Source organism: Paractinoplanes bogorensis, assembly GCF_018829635.1.
Taxonomy (GTDB): domain Bacteria; phylum Actinomycetota; class Actinomycetes; order Mycobacteriales; family Micromonosporaceae; genus Actinoplanes; species Actinoplanes bogorensis.
On the sequence record NZ_JAHKKG010000009.1, the window covers coordinates 101,179 to 126,349 of the forward strand.

Genomic DNA, 25,171 nt, shown 5'->3' on the forward strand with positions numbered 1-25,171 from the left:
ACTCACAACCTCGCCTCCAGCTCGGTCGACGCCAGGATCTCGGCCAAGTGCACCGTTTTCACACCCACCCGCAGGCGCGACAGGCCGCCTCCGATGTGCATCAGGCAGGACGCGTCGCCTGCGGCGCAGACGTCGGCGCCGGTGTCGAGTACGTGTTGAATCTTGTCGGCCAGCATTGCGGTTGATGTGTCGGCGTTCTTGACCGAGAACGTGCCGCCGAAACCGCAGCACTGTTCGGCCGCGGGTAGTTCGACCAGGTCGAGGCCGCGCACTTGGCGCAGCAGCCGCAACGGGCGGTCGCCGACCCGCAGCACGCGCAGTGAGTGGCAGGTCGGGTGATAGGTGACGCGATGCGGGTAGTAGGCGCCCACGTCCTCGATCTTCAGCACATCGATCAGCAGCTCGGACAGCTCGTACGTGCGGCTCGCCACCGCCTCGGCGCGCGCGGCCAAAGTGGGGTCGCCGGCGATCATCGCGTGCTGGTGCCGGATCGAGCCCACGCAACTGCCCGACGGCGCCACCACGAGGTCGTGGGGTTCGAAGGTGCGCACGTACCGGCGTACGAGGGAACGGGCTTGATCTTGATATCCGGTGTTGACGTGCATCTGGCCGCAGCAGGTCTGCGCCTCGGGGAAGACGACCTCGTGGCCGAGCCGTTCGAGCAGCTGGACCGTGGAGCGGGCGGCGGCCGGGAACATCGTGTCGGCCAGGCAGGTGGCGAACAGGGCGATACGCACGGTCACCGGCCCCGGGGGAGGTAGCGGATCACCTGCTGGGTCCGGCGCAGCACCGAGCGCAGCGCCGCCAGATCGCCATCGATCACGCCGGCCGCGCGGGCCTGGATCAGCAGGTTGCCAAGCGCGGTGGCCTCGACCGGACCGGCCAGCACGGGCAGCCCGCAGGCGTCCGCGGTCAGCTGGCACAGCAGCTCGTTGCGGGCGCCGCCGCCGACGATGTGCACCGCGTCGACGTGCCGACCGGACAATTCCTGCGCCTGCTCGACGGCCTTTCGGTGCGCCAGTGCGAGGCTGTCCACAATGCATCTGGTCAATCTGGCGGGACTGGTGTCCGACGGCAGGCCGGCCGCTTTGGCCACCCGTCCGGTCATGTTGCCGGGCGGCATGAAAACCGGATCGTCGAGGTCGATCAGCACCGGCTTCTCGCGGGACGCCTGGCGCAGCAGTTCCCCGATGTCCGGCGAACCCCATTCGCGCATGCATTCCTGCAGCGGCCACAGGCCCATCACGTTGCGCAGATAGCGGATCGTGCCGTCGACGCCGCCCTCGTTGGTGAAGTTGGCTTTCCGGGACGCGGCGGTGAGGACCGGCTCGTTCAGCTCCAGGCCGACCAGCGACCAGGTGCCGCACGAGATGTAGGCGAAATGCTCGTCGGCGGCCGGCACCCCCACCACCGCGGAGGCCGTGTCGTGCGATCCGACCGCGACCACTTTTGTGCCGTCGTGCTCGCCGATGACTTCGCCGGGCTGCCGGATCGGAGGCAACTCGATGGTGAGGCCGTCGATCAAGGGCGCAGACCATTCCCGCGTACGCACGTCGAGCAGGCCGGTCGTCGAGGCGTTCGTGTATTCGGCGCCGGCCTCGCCGGTGAGCCAATAGGCCAGCAGATCGGGGATGAGCAGCATCTGCCGGGCGATCGCGAATTGCGGCGTCCCACGGGCGGCGGCGAGCTGATAGATCGTGTTGATCGGCAGCTTCTGCAGGCCGGTGATCTCGTAGAGGTCTTCGTCGGGAATGTCGAGCTGCACGTTCTCGGTGCGGGCGTCGCGGTAATGCACCGGATTGCCGATCAGCGCGCCCGACGCGTCGAGCAGGCCGTAATCGACCGCCCAGGAGTCGATGCCGATGCTCTCGACCGGGCCCGCCTTTCGCAGACCCTCGAGCACGCCACGATAGAGGGCGAGGATGTCCCAGTGCAGGGTGCCGTTCGTCGTTACCGGCTCGTTGGCGAAACGGTGTGCCTCTCTCAGGCCCTCACCGACGCGGCCGACCATGACGCGCCCGCTCGACGCGCCGAGGTCGACCGCGGCGAAAGTCGTCATCGTCTTCCGCTTCTCATCGCATGAAGGCCGCGGCCACCCCGGCGTCCACCGGGATGTGCAGGCCGGTCGTGTGCGTCAGGTCGCCGCCGGCCAGCGCGAAGACCGCGTTGGCGACGTGCTCGGGCAGCACCTCGCGCTTGAGCAGGGTGCGCTGGGCGTAGTACTCGCCCAGTTTCTCCTCGGGCACGCCGTAGACCGCGGCCCGCTTGGCCCCCCAACCACCGGCGAAGATGCCGGAACCGCGAACCACCCCGTCGGGGTTGATGCCGTTGACCCGGATGGCATAGGCACCCAGTTCGGCGGCGAGAAGGCGTACCTGGTGGGCCTGGTCGGCTTTGGTGGCGCCGTAGGCGACATTGTTGGGCCCGGCGAAGATCGAGTTCTTGCTCGAGATGTAGACGATGTCGCCGCCCATCCCCTGCGCGATCATGATGCGAGCGGTCTCGCGCGACACCAGGAACGAGCCCTTGGCCATCACGTCGTGCTGCAGGTCCCAGTCCTGTTCGGTGGTCTCGAGCAGCGGCTTCGAGATGGAGAGGCCGGCGTTGTTGACCACCAGGTCGACGCCGCCGAACGTTCGGGTGGCCTCCTGCAGCGATCTGACGATCGAGCCGGCGTCGGTCACGTCGGCCGTGACAGCCAGCGCGACGTCGCTGCCACCGATCTCGTCGGCGGTCCGTTTCGCGGCGTCGGCATCCCGATCGGCGACGACCACGCAGGCACCCTCGGCGGCCAGGCGCAACGCGATCGCGCGGCCGATACCCGAGCCGCCGCCGGTCACGTACGCGATACGGGTGGCCAGGGGCTTCGGCTTGGGCATCCGCTGGAGCTTGGCCTCCTCGAGCGCCCAGTACTCGATGCGGAACTTCTCGGCCTCGTCGATCGGCGCGTACGTCGAGACCGACTCGGCGCCGCGCATCACGTTGATGGCATTGACATAGAACTCGCCGGCGACCCGGGCCGTCTGCTTGTTGGCGCCGAACGAGAACATGCCGACCCCGGGCACCAGCACGATGGCCGGGTCGGCGCCGCGGATGGCCGGGCTGTCGGCGGTGGCGTGCCGCTCGTAGTAGCCGCGGTAGTCGTCGCGATAGGCCGCGTGCAACTCCTTCGCCCGGGCGATCACGTCATCGAGGGGTGCGTCGGGTGCGGTGTCGAGCACCATCGGCTTGACCTTCGTACGCAGGAAGTGGTCGGGGCAGCTGGTGCCCTTCTCGGCCAGTTCCCGTACGCGCTCCCGGTTGACGAAATCGAGGACGACCTCGCTGTCCGTGTAGTGACCGACCTGGGGTTTGTCGGTCGACGCCAGCCCCCGCAGGACGGGGAAGAGGGCCGCGGCCCGCTCGTGCCGCGTTTCGGGGTCGGGCGACTCGTGGATCTTCGCGCCGAACGGCTCGGTTCGCCCGTGCTGTTCGAGGTAGGTCGCCGCCTTCGCGATGATCTCCAGGGCGTTGCGCTCGCACTCGTCGCTGGTGGCACCCCACGCGGTGATGCCGTGCCCGCCGAGGATCACGCCGATGGCCTGCGGGTTGGCCTGGTGCACGGCGGCGATGTCGAGGCCGAGCTGGAACCCGGGACGGCGCCAGGGCACCCACAGCACCCGGTCGCCGAAGATCTCCTTGGTCAGCGCCGGCCCGTCGGCCGCGGTGGCGATCGCGATGCCGGAGTCGGGGTGCAGATGGTCGACGTGCGCGGCGTCGACCAGCCCGTGCATGGCGGTGTCGATCGAGGGGGCGGCGCCGCCCCGCCCGTGCAGGCAGTAGTCGAAGGCGGCGACCATCTCGTCCTCGCGCTCGACGCCGGGATAGGTGCGGGTCAGCCCGCGCAGCCGGTCGAGGCGGAGCACGGCCAGGCCCTTCTCGGCCAGGGTGCCGAGGTCGCCGCCGGAACCCTTGACCCACATCAGGTCGGTGGGCTCGCCGGTCACCGGGTCGAGGTCGCGGCCCTTGGCCGAGGTGTTCCCACCGGCGTAGTTGGTGTTGCGCGGGTCGGCGCCGAGGCGGTTGCTGCGCTCCAGAAGCTCACGTACCGAGGGGTTCGTCATGTCGCCCTTCACTGCCGCTTGACCATCGCATGAAACGTTTCATTGATTGCCGACAGATTACGGGCCCGTGCCGTCACCGGTCAAGACGCGCTACCCGCTGGTTCGAGGACGCCGCCCGTGCTATGTCCATCGGACGAAACGACGGCTTCCCGGCCATTCGGAGGACCCCGCCCGGGGTCATCCGATCAGCGGGCCGGGATCTTCGGTCTGACCTGCGCTGATTGGACTTTGATCACTGCTCAATAACGGAGTCACGTGCCACTGTTGTCGCCGATAACTCTCACGGGCCCTAGTTCGTGACCGATAGTGACGGCGCGAGAAGGAGGAACAATGGCCAACATCGAGACTTCGCTCAAGGAAGCCATGACCATCGAGGGCGCCATCGGCGTGGCCCTCGTCGACTACACCAGCGGCCTGACGCTGGGTGTCATGGGCGGCGGCCTGAACATGGACATGAACATCGCCGCCGCCGGCAACACCGACGTGATCCGCGCCAAGGTGCGCACCCTCGAGATGCTCGGCCTGGCCGACACGATCGAGGACATCCTGATCACCCTCGACTCCCAGTACCACCTGATCCGCCTGCTTCAGGGCCGCGGCAACGAGGCGTTCTTCCTCTACCTGGCGCTGAACAAGAACCGCGCCAACCTGGGCCTGGCCCGGCACCAGCTCCGCAAGATCGAGTCGGAGCTCGACGTATGACGGCCGTGGACGAGACCGGACTGAACATCCGGAGCACGACCCAGCTGATCGGCGACGCCGTCAAGCAGTTCCGCGCTCAGGTGCCCGAGTGCATCGGCGCCGGCCTGGTCGACATGTCGACCGGCATGCTGCTCGCCGTCGACACCCTCGACGAGCACCCGGGCGAGGTGCTGGACCTGCTCGCCGCCGCCACGTTCGACCTGTTCCAGGGCCGCAACGTGGTGATGATCGAGGAGATCTTCAAGGCGCGCTACGGCGTGCTCGACGACCGTCACTACTTCCAGGAGTTCCTGGCCCAGAGTGACTCGTACGTGCACGTCTTCCTGCGTAGCACCAACCAGGACATCGTCGCGGTCGTGGTCTGCCGCAAGACCGCGAACACGGGCATGGTGCTGACGCAGTCCCGCCTCGTCATGAAGCAGCTGGACGCCGGCCTCAGCTGATGACCGTGCCGCCGCTGACGGAGGCGCTGGGAATCCCCGGCGCCCACGCGGTGTCCCTGATCGACCCCGAGGGTCCCAGGGTGCTGTGGTGGGCGGGTGAGACAGTGCCGACCGAGCAGGAATCAGCCGCCGCCGTCACGCTCGCCGCGGCGGCGGCCGGCCTCGTTCTGCTGGACGGGAACGGCGGCGACGAGCTCAGCGACATCCTGCTCACCAGTGCGGACGCGTTCCACGTGCTCCGCCTGGTCGGCACGGAGGCGCCGCTCGTCGCCCACCTGACGTTGCGCCGGACCGCCGCCAACCTGGCGATGGCCCGGCGCGAGTTCGGCACGATCCTGACCGCGTACGCGCGGGAGATCGCACCGCTTCGCTCTCCCGCGCTCGCACCCTCTCCCCTACCGGCTTCGACCGGTTCCTTACCGGCTTCGACCGGGGCGCTCGAGGCGGTGCTCAACGGCGCTGCCTCGCTCGACCTGCTGGCCCGTGAGGTCGGCAGCGGCACGGTCGACCTCCGCGACGCCATCGCGGGGCCCGACGCTCTCCTCCCCCAGCGGAACCGCAACGAGCCGGACGAGACCTCCGACCTGCTCAGCAACCTGCTGGGTCAGCCCTACGCCACCGACGACGAGATCCTGGACCGGGTGCTCGTCGCCCTGCGCACGCTGTAAACCTCCGCCCCCCACCCCAGGAGAAAGACGTGCAACCCTCCGACCCCTTCCAGGCCGTACGCGCCGAGCTGGCCTCCCTGCGGCACCAGGTCACCGGGGTGCGCGGCTGCGTCATCGCCGGCGTCGACGGCCTGCTCGTCCTGCACGACACGGTGAACGGCCCCGAGCCGCACGACATCGCCGCCCTGGCCGCGGGCGCGCACGGGATCAGCCGGACCTGCGGGGCCGCCCTCAACCAGGGCACCTTCCACGAGGTCACGATCCGCAACCAGGGCGGATACCTTTCCGTGTACGCCGTAGGTGAGCTGGCCCTGCTGGCGGTCATCGGCGACAGCGGGCTGAACATCGCCCGCCTGCACCTGGAGGCCCGCCCGGTCACCGGCCGTCTGGCCAGCCTGCTCCGGATCCAGACCGTGGAGCCCTCCGGCTACTTCAGCTGACGCCGCCCCGCATCACCCGCACCGGTCGTCGTCGTCGGGCGATCGGTGCTTCGTTCTGCCCGCCTGCCTGCGCGCCGTCGTAACCACGGCCTTTCGGGCGCCGCCGATCTCGTCCTGGCCCTAGGCTCGGCGATCGTGAACGACCTCATCGATCCCGACCGGGACTGTCACTGCCACCTCTGCGCACCCAACTCGGAGGACGACGGCTGCCTCGACTGGCGCGATGGCACCGCCCGGCTGGTGACCGAACACGGCTGGAGTGTCGTCGCCATCGATGGGCACGACGACGTCCCGCCGTGGGTGTTCACCGTCGGGTTGTGGCACACGTACGGGAGCCCGGAGGTGGCCATGTTCGGCCTGGGGCGGACGGACATGCAGGCCTGGGTCAACCGCCTCGGTAGTCAGATCAAGAACGGCCGGCCGCTGCGTCTCGACCGGCCTGTGGACGACGTGCTGGACGGATTTCCGCTCGCGGCGCGCCCGGTTCAGCCCGCCTGGTATTCCCGGCTGTTCGAGTCGGCGGTCAACTTCTACCAGCAGCCGCCGCTGCCGATCGTGCAGCTGGTGTGGCCGGACCGGCACGGGCATTTCCCCTGGCAGGAAGGCAGCGGCGACAACTGCCGGGCCGACCAGCCGTCACTGTGGGTGACCCCGGAGAGCCACGAACCGAGCATCTGGACCGACCTGGACGACATCACGCCGTGGCCGTATCCGGAGGACGGCGCCCGCACCCAGGTGACGGTCAACTGGATCACCGAGGGCAGCAACCCGATCAGCGGCGTAGTGCGCGAGACCGACGGCTCGTGGCAGTTCCTCGACGGCGGCGAGATCGACAAGAAGGACATCCGGGTGGTGCACCTGCATCATCTGGTCGCCCGGCACCCGAGGATCCGGGAGGTCGCCGACCTGCGCCGGGGCGAGCAGGCGTGGCTGGACGCGAACGGCAGCTGGGTCCGCTCAGCGCTCTGATCGACAGCCCGGCCCGGCCCGGGTCGCGGCGCGAGACGCGGGGCGGCGCGAGACGCGGGGCGGCGCGAGACGCGGGGCGGCGCGAGACGCGGGGCGGCGCGAGACGCGGGGCGGGCGCGAGACGCGGGGCGGGCGCGAGACGCGGGACCTTACAGGGAGCGCGCTCGTCTCACGGTGGAGGCTCGCGCGACCAGCTCGGGCTGGAACTGCAGCTGCTGGTGGTTGTGGTTGGGGTTGGTGGCCTCGTCGAGGACGAGCTGGGCGGCGGCCCGGCCCAGTTCCTGGCGGGGTTGACGGACCGAGGTCAGCGGCACGGCCGCGGCCGCGGCGAACTCGATGTCGTCGAAGCCGACGATGGCCAGGTCGTCGGGTACGCGCAGGCCGGCCCCGATGCTCTGCTGCAGCAGGCCCAGCGCCAGCAGGTCGTTGGCGCAGAACGCGGCCGTCGGGCGACGGCGCGCGGGCAGGCCGGCCAGGCGTTCCCCGGCCGAGCGGCCCTCGGCCACGGTGAGCGCCTCGGTCGGCAGGTAGATCAGGTTGTCGGGGTCGTGGCCGAGCGACTCCCAGACCTCGCGGGCGCCCTGCAGACGTTCGCGCACCTGGCCCAGCGAGTCGGGGCCGCCGACGAACGCCACCCGCTCGTGGCCCAGTTCGGCGAGGTGTTCGACACCGATGCGACCGCCGAGCACGTCGTCGACCGAGACCGAGCAGCAGCTGTCGGCGTTGCGGACCCGGTCGACGATCACCATCGGAACCCCGCGGCGGGTCAGCTCGTCGAGATGCGGTGCGGCCGGGTCGACCGGGGTGATCAGGATGCCCTGCACCCGCTGCTGGAGCAGCCGGTCCAGGTGTACCTCTTCGCGCGTCGCACGGCTGTTGCTGTTGCAGATGAACAGGGACAGGTCGGCATCTTCGGCGGCGAGCTCGATGCCCTGGGCCACGTCGTGGAAGAACGGGTTGGTGCCGTCGAGCATCACGTAGGCCAGGGTGCGGCTGGTGCCCGCGCGCAGCTGACGGGCCGACTCGTTGCGGACGAAGCCCAGCTCGGACATGGCCCGCTCGACCCGTTCGCGGGTGCGGGCGCTGACCACCTCGGGCCGGTTCATCACGTTGGAGACCGTGCCCAGCGAGACGCCGGCGGCCGCGGCCACGTCCTTGACGGACGGCGTCCTGCCGTTCAGCACCCGAACCCCCTTTGAAACGTTGAAGACGCATCTTACGGTACGCGAACCGCCCGCGACGGCCGTGTTTCCACAACGTTTCTTCGCAGCGCTTGACAGGTGTGATCGGGGCCACCTACGTTCGTCCTACGCGGTGATGAAACATTTCAACGCCTATTGAAACTTTTCAAAAGTCCCCCGATCAGCGGACGTGGAGGTGGCCCGTGGCGGAGGCAAACGCCCGGCCCGAGAACCAGCCCGCCCAGCCCGAGAGCCCGCCCGCCCGGCCCGAGACCGGCCCCGCCAGCTCCGCGGACGCCAACCGGACGCCCACGGACCGGCCCGCCCGGCCCAAGAACCAACCCGCCCGGCCCGAGACCGACCCCGCAAGCTCCGCGGACGCCCACCGGACGCCCACGGACCGGCCCGCGCAGCCCGAGAACCAACCCGCCCGGCCCGAGACCGACCCCGCAAGCTCCGCGGACGCCAACCGGACGCCCACGGACCGGCCCGCGCAGCCGACGGACAGTCCTGCACAGGCAACGGGCAGGCATCAGCCGACGGACAGTCCTGCGCAGACAACGAGCCAGCATCAGCAGCCGACGGACGGTCCTGCGCAGACAATGGGCCGGCCTCAGCAGCCGACGGAGCATGCTCCGAACCAGCTCACACAAGCGGAACACAACGAGCGGGCGGCAGGTAGCAAGCGGGCGACGGGCCAGGACGCGCAGACGGCACGGCTCGAGGTCGTCGAGGTCAGTAAGTCGTTCGGTGCGGTCGCGGCCGTCCAAGGCGTCAGCTTCGCGCTCTATCCCGGCGAGGCCCACGCGCTCGTCGGCGAGAACGGTGCCGGCAAGTCGACCATCGTGAAGATGCTGGCCGGCGTCCACCGGCCCGACACCGGGACGCTGCGGGTCGACGGCTCCGATGTGGACTTCGCCGGGCCCGGTGACGCCAAAGCGGCCGGCATCGCGGTCATCTATCAGGAACCGACGCTCTTCCCCGACCTGTCCGTGGCCGAGAACATCGCCATGGGCAACCAGCCACTGACCCGCACCAGGCAGATCGACCGCAAGCAGATGCACGCCACCGCCGAGCGGCTCTTCCGCCGGCTCGGCGTCCCGCTCGACCCGACCCGTCCGGCCCGTGGGCTCTCGATCGCCGATCAGCAGCTGGTCGAGATCGCCAAGGCCCTCTCGTCCGAGGCCCGAGTCCTGATCATGGACGAACCCACTGCCGCGCTGTCCGCCGTCGAGGTCGAGCGGCTCTTCGCGGTCGTACGGTCGCTGCGAGACGAGGGTGCGGCGATCATGTTCATCTCGCACCGGTTCGAAGAGATCACCGCCCTGTGCGAGCGGGTGACGATCATGCGGGACGGCCGGCACGTCGCCACCGAGCTGGTCGCCGACCTCAGCGTCGACGACATGATCCGCCGGATGGTCGGCCGCGACCTGAGCGCGCTGTTCCCCAAGCAGCAGGTCACTCCGGGCGAGACCGTGCTCGAGGTCGAGGGCCTGTCCCGCGAGGGCATTTTCCGGGACATTTCCTTTTCCGTACGGGCGGGAGAGATCGTCGCTCTGGCCGGGCTCGTCGGCGCGGGCCGTTCCGAGGTCATGCAAGCGGTGTTCGGAGTGGACCCGTATGACCGGGGAACCGTCAAGGTGCACGGCCGGCGCCTGCGTAAGGGCGATCCGCGGTCGGCGATGGCGGCCGGCATGGCACTGGTGCCCGAGGATCGCCGCCAGCAGGGCCTGGTGATGGACCTGTCGATCGAACGCAACGTGACCCTCCCCCGCGCCCGCAAGCTCGCCCGGCTGGGACTGCTGTTCGGCGGCACCGAGCGTGCGGCCGCCGAGACCTGGACCCGCAAGCTGCAGACCAAGCTAGGCCGGTTGTCCGACGCGGTCGGCACGCTCTCGGGCGGCAACCAGCAGAAGGTCGTGCTGGCCAAGTGGCTGGCCACCGGGCCCAAGCTGCTGATCGTCGACGAACCCACCCGGGGCATCGACGTCGGCACCAAGGCCGAGGTGCACCGGTTGATGTCGTCGCTCGCGGCCGACGGGCTCGCGGTCGTCATGGTCTCGTCCGAACTGCCCGAGGTGCTGGGCATGGCCGACCGGATCATCGTGCTGCGCGAGGGCCGCGTCACCGCCGAGCTGACCCGGGCCGAAGCCACCGAGGAATCCGTCATGTATGCCGCCATGGGCCAGGAGGTGGCCGCATGACCGCCGCTCCGACCACGCTGAACCGGCCCGCCCGCAAGAACCCCACGAAGAACCTGCTCAAGACACGCGAGCTGGGCATCGTGCTCGCGCTGGCCCTGCTGATCGCTTACACCGCGATCGACAACTCCCGTTTCCTGAGCGGGCAGAGCATCCGCGACAACCTGCTCAACACGGCGATCCTCGCGGTCATGGCCACCGGCCAGGCGATCGTGGTGATCACCCGGAACATCGACCTCAGCGTCGGCTCGGTGCTCGGCATCAGCGCGTTCACCGTGGCCACGATGATGAGCAGCAATCCGGGCCTGCCGATGATCGTCGCGATCCTGGTCGGCCTGGCCGTGGGAGCGGTCGCCGGGCTGGTCAACGGCGTGCTGGTCCGGTTCGGCAAGGTGCCCGCCCTGGTCGTCACGCTGGGCACGCTCTACATCTATCGCGGCATCACCTATTCCTGGGCCGGTGGCTCGCAGGTCAACGCCGACGAGCTGCCCCGACACTTCCTGACCTTCGCCAACGACAGCCTGCTGGGCATCCCCTGGCTGGTGCTGATCGCCTTGGTCGTGGTCGGCGCCGGCTCGCTGATGATGCGTAACTACAAGGTCGGCCGGGAGCTGTACGCGATGGGGTCGAGCCCGGCCGCCGCCGAGCTGGCCGGCATCAAGGTCGCCCGCAACCTGCTCACCGCGTTCGTGCTCAGCGGCGCGCTGGCCGGGCTGGCCGGTGTGCTCTACGCGGCCCGGTTCGGCACGGTCGACGCCGCGGCCGGCTCCGGCTACGAGCTGAACGTCGTGGCCGCAGTGGTGGTCGGGGGCGTGGCCGTCTTCGGTGGCAGCGGCACGGTGTGGGGTGCGGCGCTCGGGGCTCTGCTGCTCACGGTGATCGGCAGCGCCCTCGCGGTGCTCGACATCAACCAGTTCTGGCAGCAGGCGATCGTCGGCGCGCTGATCATCCTGGCCATCTGCGCCGACCGCCTGGTCGCGGTGCGCATCGCCCGCTCGCTCAGAAAACGAGACGCGCATGTCTGACACGCTGACGAAGAGCGCCACCCCGACCCGTACGGGAAAAGGGAATCTGAGGAGCAAGCTCACCGGCTGGGACACCATCATCGGGGTTCTCACGGTCCTCGTGCTGATCATCGCGTCGTTCGCCGTGGACAACTTCGGGACCAGCCGGAACTTCACCTTCATGGTGCTCGACCTGCTGCCCATCATCCTGATCGCGCTGCCGATGACGATGATCATCGTGACCGGCGAGATCGACCTGTCGGTGGCCAGCACGCTCGGCCTGACCAGCTCGATGATGGGCTGGCTGTGGAACCAGGGCCTCTCGATCGAGACGATCATCCCGCTCTGCGTGGTCATCGGCGCGGTCTGTGGCGTGGTCAACGGCTTCCTGATCACCGGCCTGGGGCTGCCCTCGCTGGCGGTCACCATCGGCACGCTGGCGCTCTACCGCGGCCTCGCGTTCGTGGTGCTGGGCGACGGCGCGGTGGCCGACTTTCCCTGGAACTACACGGGTTGGGTCACCGGAACGCTCGGCGGTGGAGCCGTACCCAATGTGCTGATCCTGATCGTGGTGCTCGCCCTGATCTTCGGGATCGTCCAGCACGCCACCCCGTTCGGCCGCTCGCTGTACGCCATCGGCGCCAACGCGCAGGCCGCACACTTCTCCGGCATCCGAGTCGCCCGTACGAAGTTCTGGCTGTACGTCGTCAGCGGTGCGATCGCCGGCCTGGTCGGCGTGCTGTGGACCCTGCGTTACTCCAGCGCCCGCGCCGACAACGGCTCGGGCCTCGAACTCGCCGTGGTCGCGGCCGTCCTGCTGGGCGGTGTCTCGATCTTCGGCGGCAAGGGCAGCCTGCCCGGTGTGCTGGCCGGCGTCGTGCTGCTGACCGCGCTGCAGAACGCGCTGCGTCTGGAGGACGTCTCCGGGCAGGCGCTCAACATCGTCACGGGCTCGCTGCTCGTGCTCTCCGTATTGCTTCCGAACATCACCACCGCCGTACGCGGAAATTGGCACCGCCGCCGCCTCCGGCAAGCCGCGCGATAACCCAAAGAATGGAGTACACAGTGCTTCGCTCCCCCCGGACACTACTTTCCGTTACTTCGGCCGCACTCCTCGTCGCCGGGCTCTCGGCCTGCGGGGGCACCACCAAAGACAGCAACACCAACACCGGTTCCGGTACGCAGGCATCCGCGGCCGCCGATCCGAATGCGGCTCTGAAAGAGGGGCTGAAAATTGCGTTCCTCCCGAAACAGTTGAACAACCCGTATTCGGACGTCGAGACCGGCGGCGGCAAGGTCGCCGTGGACGAGCTCAAGGGCGAGTACAAGCTGGTCGGCCCGAACGACGCCTCGGCCTCGTCGCAGGTGTCCTACATCAACACCCTGATCCAGCAGCAGCAGGACGTGATCGTGGTCGCGGCCAACGACCCGAACGCGGTCTGCCCGTCGCTCAACCAGGCCCGCCAAGCCAAGATCAAGGTCATCACGTTCGACTCGGACGCCAGCAAGGACTGCCGGGACGCGTTCATCAACCAGGCCACGACCGAGGGCATCGGCCAGTCGCTGGCCAAGATGGCGCTCGAGCAGGCCGGCAGCGACGGCGGTGAGATCGCGGTCCTCTCGGCCACCCCGAACGCCACGAACCAGAACTCCTGGATCGCGGTCATGAAGGAAGAGCTCAAGAAGCCCGAGTACGCCAAGCTCAAGCTGGTCAAGGTCGCATACGGCAACGACGACGACCAGAAGAGCTTCCAGGAGGCCCAGGGCCTGCTGCAGTCGTACCCGAACCTGAAGGTCATCGTCGCCCCGACCACGGTCGGCATCGCGGCCGGCGCGCGGTACATCAGTTCGTCCAGCTACAAGGGCAAGGTCGCGGTGACCGGGCTCGGGCTGCCGAACCAGATGCGTGAGTACGTGAAGGACGGCACGGTCACCAAGTTCGCGCTGTGGAACCCGGCCGACATCGGTTACCTGGCCGCCTATGCGGGCGCGGCCATGGCGTCCGGGCAGATCACCGGGGCCGAGGGCGAGAAGTTCAAGGCGGGCAAGCTCGGCGACTACACGATCGGCAAGGACGGGGAGATCGTGCTCGGTCCGCCGACCGAGTTCACCAAGGAAAACATCGACCAGTTCAACTTCTGATTGGTTTTCACGACATGCGCTATTGCTTCTCCTTGCAGATCCGCCCCGAGCGGATGGCGGAATACGTGGAGCGGCACCAGGCCGTGTGGCCCGAGATGCAGGACGCACTTCGGGCCACCGGCTGGCGCAACTATTCGCTCTTCCTCCGCACCGACGGGCTGCTGATCGGCTACGTCGAGGCGGACGATCTCGAAGCGTCCCAGGCGGCCATGGCGGCCCTGGACGTCAACACCAGGTGGCAGTCGGAAATGGCGGAATTCTTCGCCGGCGGCGGACCCAATGACGGGTTCCCGCAGCTGACCGAGGTCTTCCACCTTGCCGAGAATTCACAGGAGAACCCATGACCGACCTCGCCGCCGTCAAGCGAGCCCTGACGGCCCAGCGCATCGAGACCCCGTCGTGGGCCTACGCCAATTCCGGTACGCGTTTCAAGGTCTTCGCCCAGCCCGGAGTGCCTCGCAATCCGGAGGAAAAGATCGCCGACGCTGCGACCGTGCACCGTTTCACCGGCGTCGCCCCGTCGGTGGCGCTGCACATTCCGTGGGACAAGGTGGCCGACTACAGCGCGCTCACGTCCTACGCCCACGACCAGGGCGTGCAGATCGGCGCGATCAACACGAACGTCTTCCAGGACGACGACTACAAACTGGGCTCGGTCACCAACCCGGACGCGGGAATCCGGCGTAAGGCCACCGATCACCTGCTCGAGGCGATCGACATCATGGGCCAGACCGGTTCGCGCGACCTGAAGCTGTGGTTCTCCGACGGCATCAACTATCCCGGCCAGGACGACCTGCACGACCGCCAGGACAGGCTGGCCGCCGCGTTGCGCGAGGCCTACGACCGGCTGACCGGCGATCAGCGGATCCTGTTGGAGTACAAGCTGTTCGAGCCGGCCTTCTACGCCACCGACGTGCCGGACTGGGGTACCTCGTACGCCCACTGCATCGAACTCGGCGAACGAGCCACGGTCTGCATCGACACCGGGCACCACGCCCCCGGCACGAACATCGAGTTCATCGTGGCGTTCCTGCTGCGCCAGAAGAAGCTCGGCGCCTTCGACTTCAACAGTCGCTTCTACGCCGACGACGACCTGATGGTGGGCGCGGCCGACCCGTTCCAGTTGTTCCGCATCATGTACGAGATCGTGCGCGGCGGCGCGCTCGACCCGGCGTACGGGATCGCCTTCATGCTCGACCAGTGCCACAACATCGAGCGCAAGATCCCGGCGATCATCCGCTCGGTCATGAACGTGCAGGAGGCCACGGCCAAGGCCCTGCTGGTCGACCGCGACGCCCTGTCAAAGGCCCAGCAGGCGGGCGACGTGCTGGAGGCGAACGCGGTCTTCATGGACGCCTACAACACCGACGTGCGCCCGTTGCTGGCCGACGTGCGTACGGACGCCGGCCTCGACCCCGACCCGATCGCCGCATACCGCCGAAGCGGCTACGACGAAAAAATCATCGCCGACCGGGTGGGCGGCACCCAGGCCGGCTGGGGCGCCTGACCGTACGTGTTCCGAGGGTGCCTCAAGCGCCCTCGGAACACGCGTCGCTGCGCTGGTTCAGCCCCTCGTCGCGAGCCAAACGCGAGCATGCTCGGCCGAGACACGATGCTTGGCCGGCACCTCGGCGAGGCGTGCACTGATTACGGAGATCTCGACGAGTTCCGCGTCCAGCAGCGCCGCCACGAAGTTTCTGTCTTTCTCTCGCAGCGCACACAGCTTGGCGACGCACAGATCCTCTTTGTCGAGGCACCATCCGGTGTATTGAGGATCGCCGGAAAGCGCCGCGGTATTGGCGTTCTGAACTCTCACCAGCCGGTCGCGCCAGCCGCCGGGCAGGATCGCCGTCTCCAGGTCGACGCCGTCGATGCTGAAGCCGTGCTGTTCCTCGAACGGTGACCACTCGCCCGCGACACCCTCGATCAGGTCGGCCAGTCGCGCCGTCTCGGTGTTGTCAGCGCCGAGCGGAAGGATGTCGATCTCGGCGGACATGGTGGCCTCGGCCGGCAGTTCATCCTCCGTGAAGGAGCCGAGGATCGACTGCGAGCCGACCACGACCACGGCATCATGGCCGATGATCTGACAAGCGGTCCGGATCGCGTGTTCGAGCTGGTCGCGTCGCATCAGGTCGCCAGACCCAGAACCTCGGCACGCTCGCCCTGAGACAGCAGGCCACGCATGGGCGAGACCTCCCGCATCTCGATCGAGTCGACATCAAGCCCAGTCATCACGCGATGCAACCCGGACACGTCCCCACCGCCGATCAGGCTCTCCCACCTGTCGAGGTTCCGCAGGTGAGGCTGGCCCTGGGTGCTGCTCCGGAGACGGGACAGGTTGCTGAGCATCGCCGGTCGCCACTCGTTCAACGTCTGCGATGTCAGATGACTCGACAGCCGGCGATGCAGTTCCCACGAACGTTTCGAGGAGCGTCCGAGCTCCGGCCGGACCGGCCGCCGAACGACTTCCAAGCGATAGCCCATGCACGACAGCAAACGGTCGAGCATGTCGTCGCTCAGGTGACCTCGCCCGGAGAGGAACTGGCTGATGCTCGGTTGACGCACGCCGCTGATCCGCGACAACTCGGACTGAGTGATGCCGACTTCCGTCATCACTTCGCGCAGAATCTCGCCCCGGCACCCCACGCCCAAACTATAGCAGGAAAAGCTATAGCCCGCTGGCTATCTATCGCCAGCGATTGAACAGGAAAAACTCGCGTGAAGTTCCGCGTTATGTGCGTCGTGGCGGGAGGTTGTGCAGTGTCATCTCGGTCAGTTCGCCGGCCTGGATGATGGCGGTCTGGTAGGTGCAGAAGGGCTGTCGGCGACGGTCGGTGGGTGAGCCCGGGTTGAGCAGGCGCAGCCCCGAGGCCGAGGTGGTGTCCCACGGGATGTGGGAGTGGCCGAAGACCAGGACGTCGACGTCGGGGAACTGGGCCGCGCAGCGCTCGGTGCGGCCGGTGGAAGCGCCCGTCTCGTGGATCACCGCGAAACGCAGGCCGGCCAGGTCGGCGTACGCGATCTCGGGCAGGCGGGCCCGCAAGGCCGGCCCGTCGTTGTTGCCGTAGCAGGCGACCAGATGTGAAGCGCGCGCCTCGAACCGGTCGAGGGTGGCCTCGTCGACCCAGTCGCCGGCGTGGATGACCACGTCGGCCTCGTCGATCGCGGTCCACAGCGGGGGCGGCAGGTCGCGGGCCCGCTTCGGCAGGTGGGTGTCGCTCGTCAGCACCAGTCGCACCCGGTCCAGAGTAGGCAATCGAGTGCCGGGAAGCGCTTTCCGCCGGAGAATCCGTTTTAAGACTTTATTCAAGTCGCGCCGGAACCGGTTCCGCCGTCCCCGTTATTCGACCCTCGTGTGCGCGAACGGGCAACCGGCGTACGGGAATGAACTGGGGTTTTGCCTAAAAGGGCAGGCTCGGCGCGAACATGTCGGGCGCAAGACCGGCGAGGTTCCGGAACCGTGTTCATCTATGGACAGCTGATGAACAGGTTCCCTAGCGTCCACTGCGGGGGAGCGCTCTCCAAACGATCGAGGAGAGTCCGGCCTTCCCTAGGGCGCAAGAGTCCCCCTTGCGCATCCCCGCCCAAGGAGAAGCAATGACCATCCCCGTCTCCTCCGCTCCCGAGCGGAGACGCTCCCCCTGGCGTCTCGCCGCGATAGGTGGCCTCGTCGCCTCCGTCGTGGCGGGCTACGCCGCCATCACCGCGGTCGGCGCCAGTGCCGCGGAAACCCTGCTCTCGCAAGGCAAACCGGCTACCGCGTCGTCCACCGAGGCGGCCGGCGCGTACCTGGCCTCGGAGGCCGTGGACGGTAACGCCGGCACCCGGTGGTCGTCCGCCTTCAGTGACCCACAGTGGCTGCAGGTCGACCTGGGCAGCTCGCAGTCCATCTCGCGGGTCGAGCTGAACTGGGAGACGGCCGCGGCCAAGGCCTTCCAGCTGCAGGTCTCGGACAACGCCAGCACCTGGACCAATATCTACTCGACGACCACATCGACCGGCGGCAACCAGAACCTCACGGTCAGCGGCACCGGCCGGTACGTGCGGATGTACGGCACTCAGCGCACCACCGGCTACGGCTACTCGCTGTGGGAGTTCAAGGTGTACGGGGGCGGCACCACCACTCCCCCGACGTCACCGCCGCCGAGCACTCCCCCGCCGACCGGCGACCCGATCCCGGGCGGCGGCAGCCTCGGCACCAACGTGGTCGTCTTCGACCCGTCGATGTCGAGCGCCAGCATCCAGGCGCGGGCCGACCAGATCTTCGCGCAGCAGGAGTCGGCGCAGTTCGGCACCGGGCGCTACGTGCTGGCGTTCAAGCCGGGCACCTACAACGGCCTGAACATCCAGGTCGGCTTCTACACGTCGATCGTCGGCCTCGGTCAGAACCCGCAGGACGTCCGGATCAACGGTGACATCACCGTCGACGCCGGCTGGTTCCAGGGCAACGCGACCCAGAACTTCTGGCGCAGCACCGAGAACGTGTCGGTCTACCCGGTCAACGGCACCAACCGCTGGGCCGTCTCGCAGGCCGCGCCGTTCCGCCGGATGGACATCCACGGCAACCTCAACCTGGCCCCCAACGGCTACGGCTGGGCGTCCGGCGGCTACATCTCGGACTCCCGGATCAGCGGCAGCGAGGGTCAGTACTCGCAGCAGCAGTGGTTCACCCGGGACAGCCAGATCGGCTCGAACACCAACGCGGTGTGGAACCAGACGTTCGTCGGCGTGCAGGGCGCTCCGGCCGCGAGCTACCCGAACCCGCCGTACACGGTCATCGGCCAGACCCCGGTCATCCGCGAGAAGCCGTACCTCTACCAGAGCGGCAGCGACTACGCGGTCTTCGTGCCCAACCTGCGCACCAACACCTCGGGCGCGACCTGGGTCAACGGCAACACCCCGGGCTCGTCCATCCCGCTCTCGCAGTTCTACGTGGCCAAGCCCGGCGACACCGCCGCGCGGATCAACCAGGCGCTGGCCCAGGGCCTGAACCTGATCTTCCAGCCGGGCATCTACCACGTCAACCAGACGATCAACGTGACCCGGGCCAACACCGTGGTGCTCGGCCTCGGCTACGCCACGATCATCCCGGACAACGGCGTCACCGCGATGCAGGTGGCCGATGTGGACGGCGTGAAGGTGGCCGGCGTGCTGTTCGACGCGGGCACCACCAACTCGCCGAACCTGCTGGTCATGGGCGCGGCCGGCTCTTCCGCGAACCACGCCGCCAACCCGTCGACCGTCCAGGACGTCTTCTTCCGGATCGGTGGCTACATCGCCGGCAAGGCCACCAACAGCCTGCTGGTGAACAGCAACAACGTGATCATCGACCACATCTGGGCGTGGCGCGCCGACCACGGCAACGGCGGCACCTACGGCTGGACGATCAACACGGCCGACAGTGGCCTGATCGTCAACGGCAACAACGTGACCGCGTACGGGCTGTTCGTCGAGCACTACCAGAAGACCGAGGTGCTCTGGAACGGCAACGGCGGCCGCACGTACTTCCTGCAGAACGAGCAGCCGTACGACCCGCCGTCGAACGCCGCCTGGCGCAGTGACGGCGTCGGCTACCCGGCCTACAAGGTGGCCGACAACGTCACCTCGCACGAGGCCTGGGCCATGGGCAGCTACGCGTTCTTCCAGAACAACCCGGCCGTGCACTCGGCCAACGGGTTCCAGGCGCCGGCCAACGGCAGCGTGAGGTTCCACAACATCTTCACGATCTCGCTGGCCAGCGGCACGATCGACCACGTGGTCAACAACATCGGCGACGCCGCCACGGCCGACGCGGTCGTCCCGCGGACGGTCACCAACTTCCCCTGATCCTCCTCTTAGCGATGAGGGCGGCGCCGTGGGTCAATACCCGCGGCGCCGCTCTCGTCACGGGGCGGCGACCTGCCAGAGCGCGCTGACCGGCATGGCCCGCAGCCGATCGCCGAACGGAAGCGTCGAGGCGCCGGTATAGAGCACGACCCCGGCAACGAAGTCGTCGCCCAGACGCTCGGCCAGGCGGCGCAGCCCTCGGAAGTCATCGGATCCGACCGTTGAGGCGGCCTTGACCTCGATGCCGACCACCTGGCCGGCCCTGTTCTCCAGCACGACGTCGACCTCGAACTTGCTGTGGTCGCGGTAGTGGGAGATCTCCACCGCCTGCTGACACCAGGTGCGCTGGCGGGACAGCTCGGACAACACGAAGGACTCGAGCAACGGTCCGAACGGCGCTCCGGGCCGAAGCAGTGCGTGACCGTCGACGTCGAGCTCGTTCGAGGCCAGCCCGGAGTCGACGAAGACCAGCTTCGGCGCGGCTGTAGCCCGTGTGCCGAGGTTACGTGACCATCCAGGGATGCGTTTGACCAGGAAGATCTCTTCCAGCGCCTGAAGGTACCGAGCGATCGTCGGGCGGCTCAGCCCGAGCGCCGACTCCAGTGAATTGGCGCCGAGCACGGTCGCGGACCTGGCCGCCAACAGCCGCACCATCTTGCGGAGCTCGCCTTTGCGCTGGATGTCGGACAGCTGCCGGATATCGCGGTCGAGGAGAGCTTGGATGTACGCGTCGAAGAAGCGTTCCCGGCGCCGGGCATCGTCTCGAGTGGTGGCCTCGGGGAGCCCACCGCGCACGATCCTGGCGGCGTAGTCAGCCCGGGTGACAGCCGACTGGTGCCGCAGCTCGGGACCGAGCGAGAAGATCGCGTCCACGAAGCCGTCCGGCGTGCCGTCGATCTCTCCTTGGGAGAGGGGCCACAGCTCGACGGTTTCCATGCGTCCGGGGAGCGCGTCGGGCGCGGCAATCATGCCGAACAGCTGCGAGGAGCCGGTGAGCAGGAAGCGGCCGGGTCGCGGGTTCTCGTCGACGGACACCTTGATGGCGAGCAGAAGCTCGGGTACGCGCTGAATCTCGTCGATGACCAGCAGCTCCGGGGAATCGACGAAGCCTTCCGGATCGGCGATCGCCGCTGCGCGATCGGCTGCGCGGTCGAGATCTCGACGGTCGGCCAGCCGGTCACCGGCGACGACCCGGACGAGAGTGCTCTTGCCGGCCTGACGAGCTCCGCTGATCAGGACGACTCGCGTGTCGGCAAGTGCGGCTGCCACCTGCGCAGCGGCCCGGCGCGGAATAAGTTCAGTCGTCGCCACACCTCATGCTAGCTGGGAAGATTTCGATCCGCGACGTTTCGGCTTTCGATTTGCGGCAGGTCGGCTTTCGATTTGCGGGACTCGCGTGTTCGATCTGCGGCAGCTTGCATGTTCGATCTGCGGCAACCGCCGTGTTCATTACCGGTCGACCTGCCGGTCCGGGCGTTACAGCTCGCCCGAACCGCGGGGGATGAGCGTGGTCGGGATGCGAATCTCGCGCGGTGGGCCGTCGTAGCCGGCGATGCGCTCGAACAGCGCCTCGGCCGCCGCCCCGCCCATCCGGGCCGGGTCCTGGGCGACCACGGTGACCGGCGGGTCGAGCAGGTCGGCCAGCGGGAAGTCGTCAAAACCGACCAGCGCCACCGAGTGCGCCCGGCCCAGCCGGCGTAGCGCGCGGACGACCCCGATCGTGATCGTGTTCTGGGCGGCGAAGATGGCCGTGGGCGGCTCAGGGCCGCGCAGCAGGGCGATGGTGGCGCGTTCGGCGGCGAGCGGATCGTGCAGATCGTGCACCACCGGACCGGCTCGGCGGCCGAGGGCGCGTTCGTAGCCGAGGTGGCGGTCGCGGGCCGTGGAGAGCCGCCGGTGGTCGCCGAGGAAGGCGATCCGGCGATGGCCGCGGGCGACCAGGTGGCGTACGGCTCCAGCCGCCCCCGAGACGTTGGTCGAGATCACCGTGTCACCGGTCGTGCCGGTCGGCGTGCGGTCGACGAAGACGACCGGCATGGCCGTGTGCGCGGCCAGATGGCCCAGGTCAGCGCCGGTGGGGGCGAGGATCAGCCCGTCCGTCTGCCGTTCCGCGAACGCCGCGGCCAGGTCGCGTTCCCGTTGCGGGTCTTCGTCGAGGCTGCCGGTCAGCACCTGGACGCCGCGGCCGCGGGCCTCGTTCTCGATGGCCCGGTGCACGGCCGCCGAGAACGGGTTGGACACGTCCTCGAGAAGCATGCCGATGGTCCTGGTGCGACGGTCGTTGCGGCGCAGCATGCTCGCGCCGAGGTGCTGCCGGTAACCCAGCGACGCGACGGCGGCCTGCACCCGGGCGGCCAGGTCGGGCGCCACCGTGGTCTCCCCGTTGACCACGCGGGACACCGTCTTGAGGCTGACGCCGGCGCTGCGGGCAACGTCGTTCATCGTGGGTCTCTGAGGCGTCATTGATCCACCCCCGTCGATGTTGATCACTGATTGCAACATCTTGGAAACTCATTGTTGACATGAGTTAACGGCAGGCGTCTACTGCGAGACAACGTTGTCTTTCGATTTTGCTAAATCGATTTGGAGGAGACATGCGCGATCTCGCCATGTCCAGGACCGGGAGGTTGATGGCCGCTGGATGCGCCGTCGCTCTGGTGCTCGGTGCCGCCGCGTGCGGTGGCGGAGACTCCGGGAGCGGCGACGGGACGGTCGTCGGGCTCATCACCAAAACGGACACCAACCCGTTCTTCGTCAAGATGAAGGAAGGCGCTCAGGCCGCCGCGAAAGCGCAGGGCGTCACGCTGCAAACCTTCGCCGGCAAGCAGGACGGCGACAACGAGGCCCAGGTGCAGGCGATCGAGAACCTGATCTCGGCCGGAGCCAAGGGCTTCCTGATCACCCCGAACGACTCCAAGGCGATCGTGCCCAGCATCGACAAGGCCAAGACCGACGGAAACATGCTGGTCATCGCGCTGGACACGCCGACCGACCCGCCGGACGCGGTGGACGCCACGTTCGCCACCGACAACTACCAGGCCGGTCTCCTGATCGGACAGTGGGCCAAGGCCAAGTTCGCCAAGGACAACAAGCAGGCCAAGATCGCCCTGCTCGACCTCAACGCCAACCAGGTCTCCGTCGACGTGCAGCGCGACCAGGGCTTCCTCGAGGGCTTCGGGATCGACGTCAAGGACAAGACGAAGATCGGCGACGAGAGCGACCCGCGGATCGCCGGGCACGACGTCACCGACGGCGCCGAGGACGGCGGGCGTACGGCGATGGAGAACCTGCTGCAGAAGGACCCGTCGATCAACCTGGTCTACACGATCAACGAGCCCGCCGCGGCCGGCGCCTACCAGGCCATCAAGTCGGCCGGTAAGGAGAAGGACGTCACGATCGTCTCGGTCGACGGCGGCTGCCCGGGCGTCGACAACGTCTCCAAGAAGATCATCGGCGCGACCTCGATGCAGTTCCCGCTCAAGATGGCCCAGATGGGCATCGAGGCCATCGCGGCCTACGCCAAGGACGGCACCAAGCCCAAGGCGACCGAGGGCAAGACCTTCGTCGACACCGGCGTCCAGTTGATCACCGACGACCCGCAGACCGGCGTGGAGGCCAAGGACTCCGCGTGGGGCAAGCAGAACTGCTGGGGCTGACATGGCCACCGCCACCGCGCCCGCCGACTTCGACGTCCACAAGCAGGACTCGCTGGGTCTGCGCGTGCAGCATGTGCTGCACGCCAACCCGGTGCTCGGCCCGCTGGCCGTCCTGGTGCTGGCGATCATCGCGTTCTCGATCGTCAACACCCGCTTCTTCTCCGCTCCCAACCTCTCGCTGGTGCTGGCTCAGGTCACGGTGATCGCCACGCTCGCCCTCGGGCAGACGATGGTCATCCTGACCGCCGGCATCGACCTCGCGGCCGGCATCATCGCCGTCTTCTCCGGGGTTCTCATGGCGGCCTTCTGCACCCGGGCCGGCATGCCGGGCGTGCTGGCCCTGATCCTCGGGTTCGCCTGCGGCACGGCGATGGGCGCCATCAACGGCTTCCTGGTCACCCGGATCAAGCTGCCACCGTTCATCGTCACGCTCGGCACGCTGACCATCTTCCTGTCGCTCAACTCGGTGATCAGCAACAGCGAGACCGTGCGGGGCTCCGACATGCCCGACCTGATGACGTGGACCGGGAGCACCATCCCGATCGGGAACTTCCGTCTCACGTACGGGTCGATCATCATGCTCGCGCTGTTCGCGTACTTCTACTACGCCCTCAAGCAGACCGCCTGGGGCAAACACGTGTACGCCACCGGTGACGACATCGAGGCCGCCCGGCTCGCCGGTATCCAGACCCCGCGCGTGCTGTTCTCGGTCTACACGGTGGCCGGCCTGCTCTACGCGGTCGGCGGCTGGATCCTGATCGGCCGCCTCGCCTCGGCCAGTCCCAACGTCGGCACCGACTACAACCTCGACTCGATCACCGCGGTCGTGCTCGGTGGCACCAGCCTCTTCGGCGGCCGGGGCAGCGTGATCGGCACGCTGATCGGCGCGCTCATCGTCGGCGTGTTCCGCAACGGCCTGCAGCTGGGCGGCGTCGAGGTGGTGTGGCAGGGATTCGCCATCGGCCTGCTCGTGCTGGTCGCGGTCTCGCTCGACCAGTGGATCCGGAAGGTGAAGACGTGACGACGTCGACGGGAAAACACTCGGCCACCCCGGTGCTCCAGGCCAAAGGGCTCACCAAACGGTACGGCCGGGTGGTCGCGATCAACGGCAGCGACCTCGAGCTCTATCCCGGCGAGATCCTGGCCGTCATCGGGGACAACGGGGCCGGCAAGTCCAGCCTGATCAAGGCGCTGTCCGGTGCGCTGGTCCCCGACGAGGGCGAGATCTTCCTGGACGGGCAGCAGGTCCAGTTCCGTACGCCGATGGACGCTCGGACCGCCGGCATCGAAACGGTGTACCAGACCCTCGCCGTGGCGCCCGGTCTCGACATCGCCGACAACCTGTTCCTCGGCCGTGAGGAACGCCGACCCGGCCCGCTCGGCTCGGTGTTCCGGATGCTCGACCGCAAACACATGCGCTCCGAGGCCAAGCGGCACATGAGCGAGCTGGGCGTGGCCACGTTGCAGAACATCGGCCAGGCCGTGGAGTCGCTCTCCGGCGGTCAGCGGCAAGCGGTGGCGGTGGCGCGGTCGGCCGCGTTCGGGAGCAAGGTGGTGATCCTCGACGAGCCGACCGCGGCCCTCGGCGTCAAGGAGGGCAACCGGGTGCTGCAGCTGATCCGGGACGTCCGCGACCGGGGTCTGCCGGTCATCCTGATCAGCCACAACATGCCGCACGTGTTCGAGGTGGCCGACCGCATCCACATCCAGCGACTGGGCCGCCGGGCCACGGTCATCACCCCGAAGTCGCACTCGATGAGCGAGGCGGTGGCCATCATGACGGGCGCCGCCGAGCCACCCCCGCACACGGCGTGAGGGGTAGCCGGCGCTCCGGCG

The 25,171-nt window shown here is 68.3% G+C and carries 24 protein-coding genes; 15 read left to right on the top strand and 9 right to left on the bottom strand.

The window, feature by feature from the left end; genetic code table 11:
- Positions 1-2: 2 nt before the first annotated feature.
- The 3 genes from KOI35_RS28515 to KOI35_RS28525 are packed head-to-tail and all read right to left on the bottom strand — an operon-like array spanning position 3 to position 4,103.
- Entirely contained in the window at positions 3-737 is a 735-nt protein-coding gene (locus tag KOI35_RS28515; RefSeq protein WP_215792024.1) for a (Fe-S)-binding protein, read from the bottom strand.
- 2 nt (positions 738-739) lie between these two features.
- Complete coding sequence (locus KOI35_RS28520; RefSeq protein ID WP_215791721.1) at positions 740-2,059, bottom strand: rhamnulokinase; 1,320 nt, start codon at positions 2,057-2,059, stop codon at positions 740-742.
- Positions 2,060-2,072: 13 nt separating this feature from the next.
- Entirely contained in the window at positions 2,073-4,103 is a 2,031-nt protein-coding gene (locus tag KOI35_RS28525; protein WP_215791722.1) for a bifunctional aldolase/short-chain dehydrogenase, read from the bottom strand.
- 330 nt (positions 4,104-4,433) lie between these two features.
- On the opposite strand from KOI35_RS28525, the gene KOI35_RS28530 reads away from it, so the two are divergent.
- From KOI35_RS28530 to KOI35_RS28550, 5 genes are all read left to right on the top strand, one after another.
- Complete coding sequence (locus tag KOI35_RS28530) at positions 4,434-4,805, top strand: hypothetical protein (protein ID WP_215791723.1); 372 nt, start codon at positions 4,434-4,436, stop codon at positions 4,803-4,805.
- Positions 4,802-5,248 carry a hypothetical protein gene (locus tag KOI35_RS28535; RefSeq protein ID WP_215791724.1) on the top strand — a complete coding sequence of 149 codons (447 nt, stop codon included), beginning with the start codon at positions 4,802-4,804 and terminating at the stop codon, positions 5,246-5,248. Before KOI35_RS28530 ends, KOI35_RS28535 begins: the two co-directional genes overlap by 4 nt.
- Positions 5,249-5,253: 5 nt before the next feature.
- Entirely contained in the window at positions 5,254-5,916 is a 663-nt protein-coding gene (locus KOI35_RS28540) for a hypothetical protein (RefSeq protein WP_215791725.1), read from the top strand.
- A gap of 29 nt (positions 5,917-5,945) precedes the next feature.
- Positions 5,946-6,356: a roadblock/LC7 domain-containing protein gene (locus tag KOI35_RS28545; RefSeq protein WP_215791726.1), complete on the top strand. Its 411-nt coding sequence runs from the start codon at positions 5,946-5,948 to the stop codon at positions 6,354-6,356.
- Between the two features lie 135 nt (positions 6,357-6,491).
- Positions 6,492-7,325, top strand: coding sequence for a DUF4262 domain-containing protein (locus tag KOI35_RS28550; RefSeq protein ID WP_215791727.1), 834 nt, complete (start codon positions 6,492-6,494; stop codon positions 7,323-7,325).
- Between the two features lie 149 nt (positions 7,326-7,474).
- On the opposite strand, the gene KOI35_RS28555 is transcribed toward KOI35_RS28550, so the two are convergent.
- Positions 7,475-8,509, bottom strand: a complete 1,035-nt coding sequence (locus KOI35_RS28555; protein ID WP_215791728.1) for a LacI family DNA-binding transcriptional regulator — start codon at positions 8,507-8,509, stop codon at positions 7,475-7,477.
- Between the two features lie 599 nt (positions 8,510-9,108).
- Here KOI35_RS28555 and KOI35_RS28560 point away from each other — a divergent pair.
- The 6 genes from KOI35_RS28560 to rhaI are packed head-to-tail and all read left to right on the top strand — an operon-like array spanning position 9,109 to position 15,360.
- Positions 9,109-10,710 carry a sugar ABC transporter ATP-binding protein gene (locus KOI35_RS28560; protein ID WP_215791729.1) on the top strand — a complete coding sequence of 534 codons (1,602 nt, stop codon included), beginning with the start codon at positions 9,109-9,111 and terminating at the stop codon, positions 10,708-10,710.
- Positions 10,707-11,732, top strand: a complete 1,026-nt coding sequence (locus KOI35_RS28565) for an ABC transporter permease (protein ID WP_215791730.1) — start codon at positions 10,707-10,709, stop codon at positions 11,730-11,732. Before KOI35_RS28560 ends, KOI35_RS28565 begins: the two co-directional genes overlap by 4 nt.
- Complete coding sequence (locus tag KOI35_RS28570) at positions 11,725-12,756, top strand: ABC transporter permease (protein WP_215791731.1); 1,032 nt, start codon at positions 11,725-11,727, stop codon at positions 12,754-12,756. Before KOI35_RS28565 ends, KOI35_RS28570 begins: the two co-directional genes overlap by 8 nt.
- Before the next feature lie 20 nt (positions 12,757-12,776).
- On the top strand, positions 12,777-13,853 hold the full coding sequence (gene rhaS, locus KOI35_RS28575; protein WP_308121190.1) for a rhamnose ABC transporter substrate-binding protein: 1,077 nt from the start codon (positions 12,777-12,779) through the stop codon (positions 13,851-13,853).
- Positions 13,854-13,867: 14 nt separating this feature from the next.
- The gene (locus tag KOI35_RS28580) at positions 13,868-14,197 is read left to right on the top strand and encodes an L-rhamnose mutarotase (protein ID WP_215791733.1); all 330 of its coding nucleotides are present in this window, start codon (positions 13,868-13,870) and stop codon (positions 14,195-14,197) included.
- Complete coding sequence (rhaI, locus tag KOI35_RS28585; protein ID WP_215791734.1) at positions 14,194-15,360, top strand: L-rhamnose isomerase; 1,167 nt, start codon at positions 14,194-14,196, stop codon at positions 15,358-15,360. Before KOI35_RS28580 ends, rhaI begins: the two co-directional genes overlap by 4 nt.
- Before the next feature lie 57 nt (positions 15,361-15,417).
- On the opposite strand, the gene KOI35_RS28590 is transcribed toward rhaI, so the two are convergent.
- The 3 genes from KOI35_RS28590 to KOI35_RS28600 form a co-directional block, all read right to left on the bottom strand.
- Complete coding sequence (locus tag KOI35_RS28590) at positions 15,418-15,981, bottom strand: DUF6036 family nucleotidyltransferase (protein WP_215791735.1); 564 nt, start codon at positions 15,979-15,981, stop codon at positions 15,418-15,420.
- Complete coding sequence (locus KOI35_RS28595) at positions 15,981-16,466, bottom strand: helix-turn-helix domain-containing protein (protein ID WP_246613958.1); 486 nt, start codon at positions 16,464-16,466, stop codon at positions 15,981-15,983. The genes KOI35_RS28590 and KOI35_RS28595 overlap by 1 nt, the downstream gene beginning before the upstream one ends.
- Positions 16,467-16,584: 118 nt before the next feature.
- Positions 16,585-17,091 carry a metallophosphoesterase family protein gene (locus KOI35_RS28600; protein WP_215791737.1) on the bottom strand — a complete coding sequence of 169 codons (507 nt, stop codon included), beginning with the start codon at positions 17,089-17,091 and terminating at the stop codon, positions 16,585-16,587.
- A 359-nt stretch (positions 17,092-17,450) separates the two neighbouring features.
- Between KOI35_RS28600 and KOI35_RS28605 the strand changes: the two genes are divergently transcribed.
- Positions 17,451-19,679, top strand: coding sequence for a discoidin domain-containing protein (locus tag KOI35_RS28605; protein WP_215791738.1), 2,229 nt, complete (start codon positions 17,451-17,453; stop codon positions 19,677-19,679).
- A 57-nt stretch (positions 19,680-19,736) separates the two neighbouring features.
- Here KOI35_RS28605 and KOI35_RS28610 read toward each other — a convergent pair whose 3' ends face one another.
- Positions 19,737-20,990, bottom strand: a complete 1,254-nt coding sequence (locus tag KOI35_RS28610) for an ATP-binding protein (protein ID WP_215791739.1) — start codon at positions 20,988-20,990, stop codon at positions 19,737-19,739.
- Between the two features lie 165 nt (positions 20,991-21,155).
- Positions 21,156-22,121 carry a LacI family DNA-binding transcriptional regulator gene (locus tag KOI35_RS28615; protein ID WP_246613913.1) on the bottom strand — a complete coding sequence of 322 codons (966 nt, stop codon included), beginning with the start codon at positions 22,119-22,121 and terminating at the stop codon, positions 21,156-21,158.
- Positions 22,122-22,273: 152 nt separating this feature from the next.
- On the opposite strand from KOI35_RS28615, the gene KOI35_RS28620 reads away from it, so the two are divergent.
- From KOI35_RS28620 to KOI35_RS28630, 3 genes are read left to right on the top strand one after another with little or no spacing between them, the layout of a single operon-like run.
- Entirely contained in the window at positions 22,274-23,335 is a 1,062-nt protein-coding gene (locus KOI35_RS28620) for a substrate-binding domain-containing protein (RefSeq protein ID WP_215791741.1), read from the top strand.
- Between the two features lies 1 nt (position 23,336).
- Entirely contained in the window at positions 23,337-24,356 is a 1,020-nt protein-coding gene (locus KOI35_RS28625) for an ABC transporter permease (protein WP_215791742.1), read from the top strand.
- Positions 24,353-25,150 carry an ATP-binding cassette domain-containing protein gene (locus KOI35_RS28630; RefSeq protein ID WP_215791743.1) on the top strand — a complete coding sequence of 266 codons (798 nt, stop codon included), beginning with the start codon at positions 24,353-24,355 and terminating at the stop codon, positions 25,148-25,150. Before KOI35_RS28625 ends, KOI35_RS28630 begins: the two co-directional genes overlap by 4 nt.
- The last annotated feature ends 21 nt before the right edge of the window (positions 25,151-25,171 follow it).

Coding starts and splice junctions, on each gene's coding strand:
- rhaI (WP_215791734.1), top strand. CDS start 14,194: ATGACCGACCTCGCCGCCGTCAAGCGAGCCCTGACGGCCCAGCGCATC.
- KOI35_RS28525 (WP_215791722.1), bottom strand. CDS start 4,103: ATGACGAACCCCTCGGTACGTGAGCTTCTGGAGCGCAGCAACCGCCTC.
- KOI35_RS28535 (WP_215791724.1), top strand. CDS start 4,802: ATGACGGCCGTGGACGAGACCGGACTGAACATCCGGAGCACGACCCAG.
- KOI35_RS28560 (WP_215791729.1), top strand. CDS start 9,109: ATGGGCCGGCCTCAGCAGCCGACGGAGCATGCTCCGAACCAGCTCACA.
- KOI35_RS28530 (WP_215791723.1), top strand. CDS start 4,434: ATGGCCAACATCGAGACTTCGCTCAAGGAAGCCATGACCATCGAGGGC.
- KOI35_RS28570 (WP_215791731.1), top strand. CDS start 11,725: ATGTCTGACACGCTGACGAAGAGCGCCACCCCGACCCGTACGGGAAAA.
- KOI35_RS28595 (WP_246613958.1), bottom strand. CDS start 16,466: ATGACGGAAGTCGGCATCACTCAGTCCGAGTTGTCGCGGATCAGCGGC.
- KOI35_RS28565 (WP_215791730.1), top strand. CDS start 10,707: ATGACCGCCGCTCCGACCACGCTGAACCGGCCCGCCCGCAAGAACCCC.
- KOI35_RS28625 (WP_215791742.1), top strand. CDS start 23,337: ATGGCCACCGCCACCGCGCCCGCCGACTTCGACGTCCACAAGCAGGAC.
- KOI35_RS28615 (WP_246613913.1), bottom strand. CDS start 22,121: ATGAACGACGTTGCCCGCAGCGCCGGCGTCAGCCTCAAGACGGTGTCC.
- KOI35_RS28580 (WP_215791733.1), top strand. CDS start 13,868: ATGCGCTATTGCTTCTCCTTGCAGATCCGCCCCGAGCGGATGGCGGAA.
- KOI35_RS28520 (WP_215791721.1), bottom strand. CDS start 2,059: ATGACGACTTTCGCCGCGGTCGACCTCGGCGCGTCGAGCGGGCGCGTC.
- KOI35_RS28605 (WP_215791738.1), top strand. CDS start 17,451: ATGACCATCCCCGTCTCCTCCGCTCCCGAGCGGAGACGCTCCCCCTGG.
- KOI35_RS28620 (WP_215791741.1), top strand. CDS start 22,274: ATGCGCGATCTCGCCATGTCCAGGACCGGGAGGTTGATGGCCGCTGGA.
- KOI35_RS28590 (WP_215791735.1), bottom strand. CDS start 15,981: ATGCGACGCGACCAGCTCGAACACGCGATCCGGACCGCTTGTCAGATC.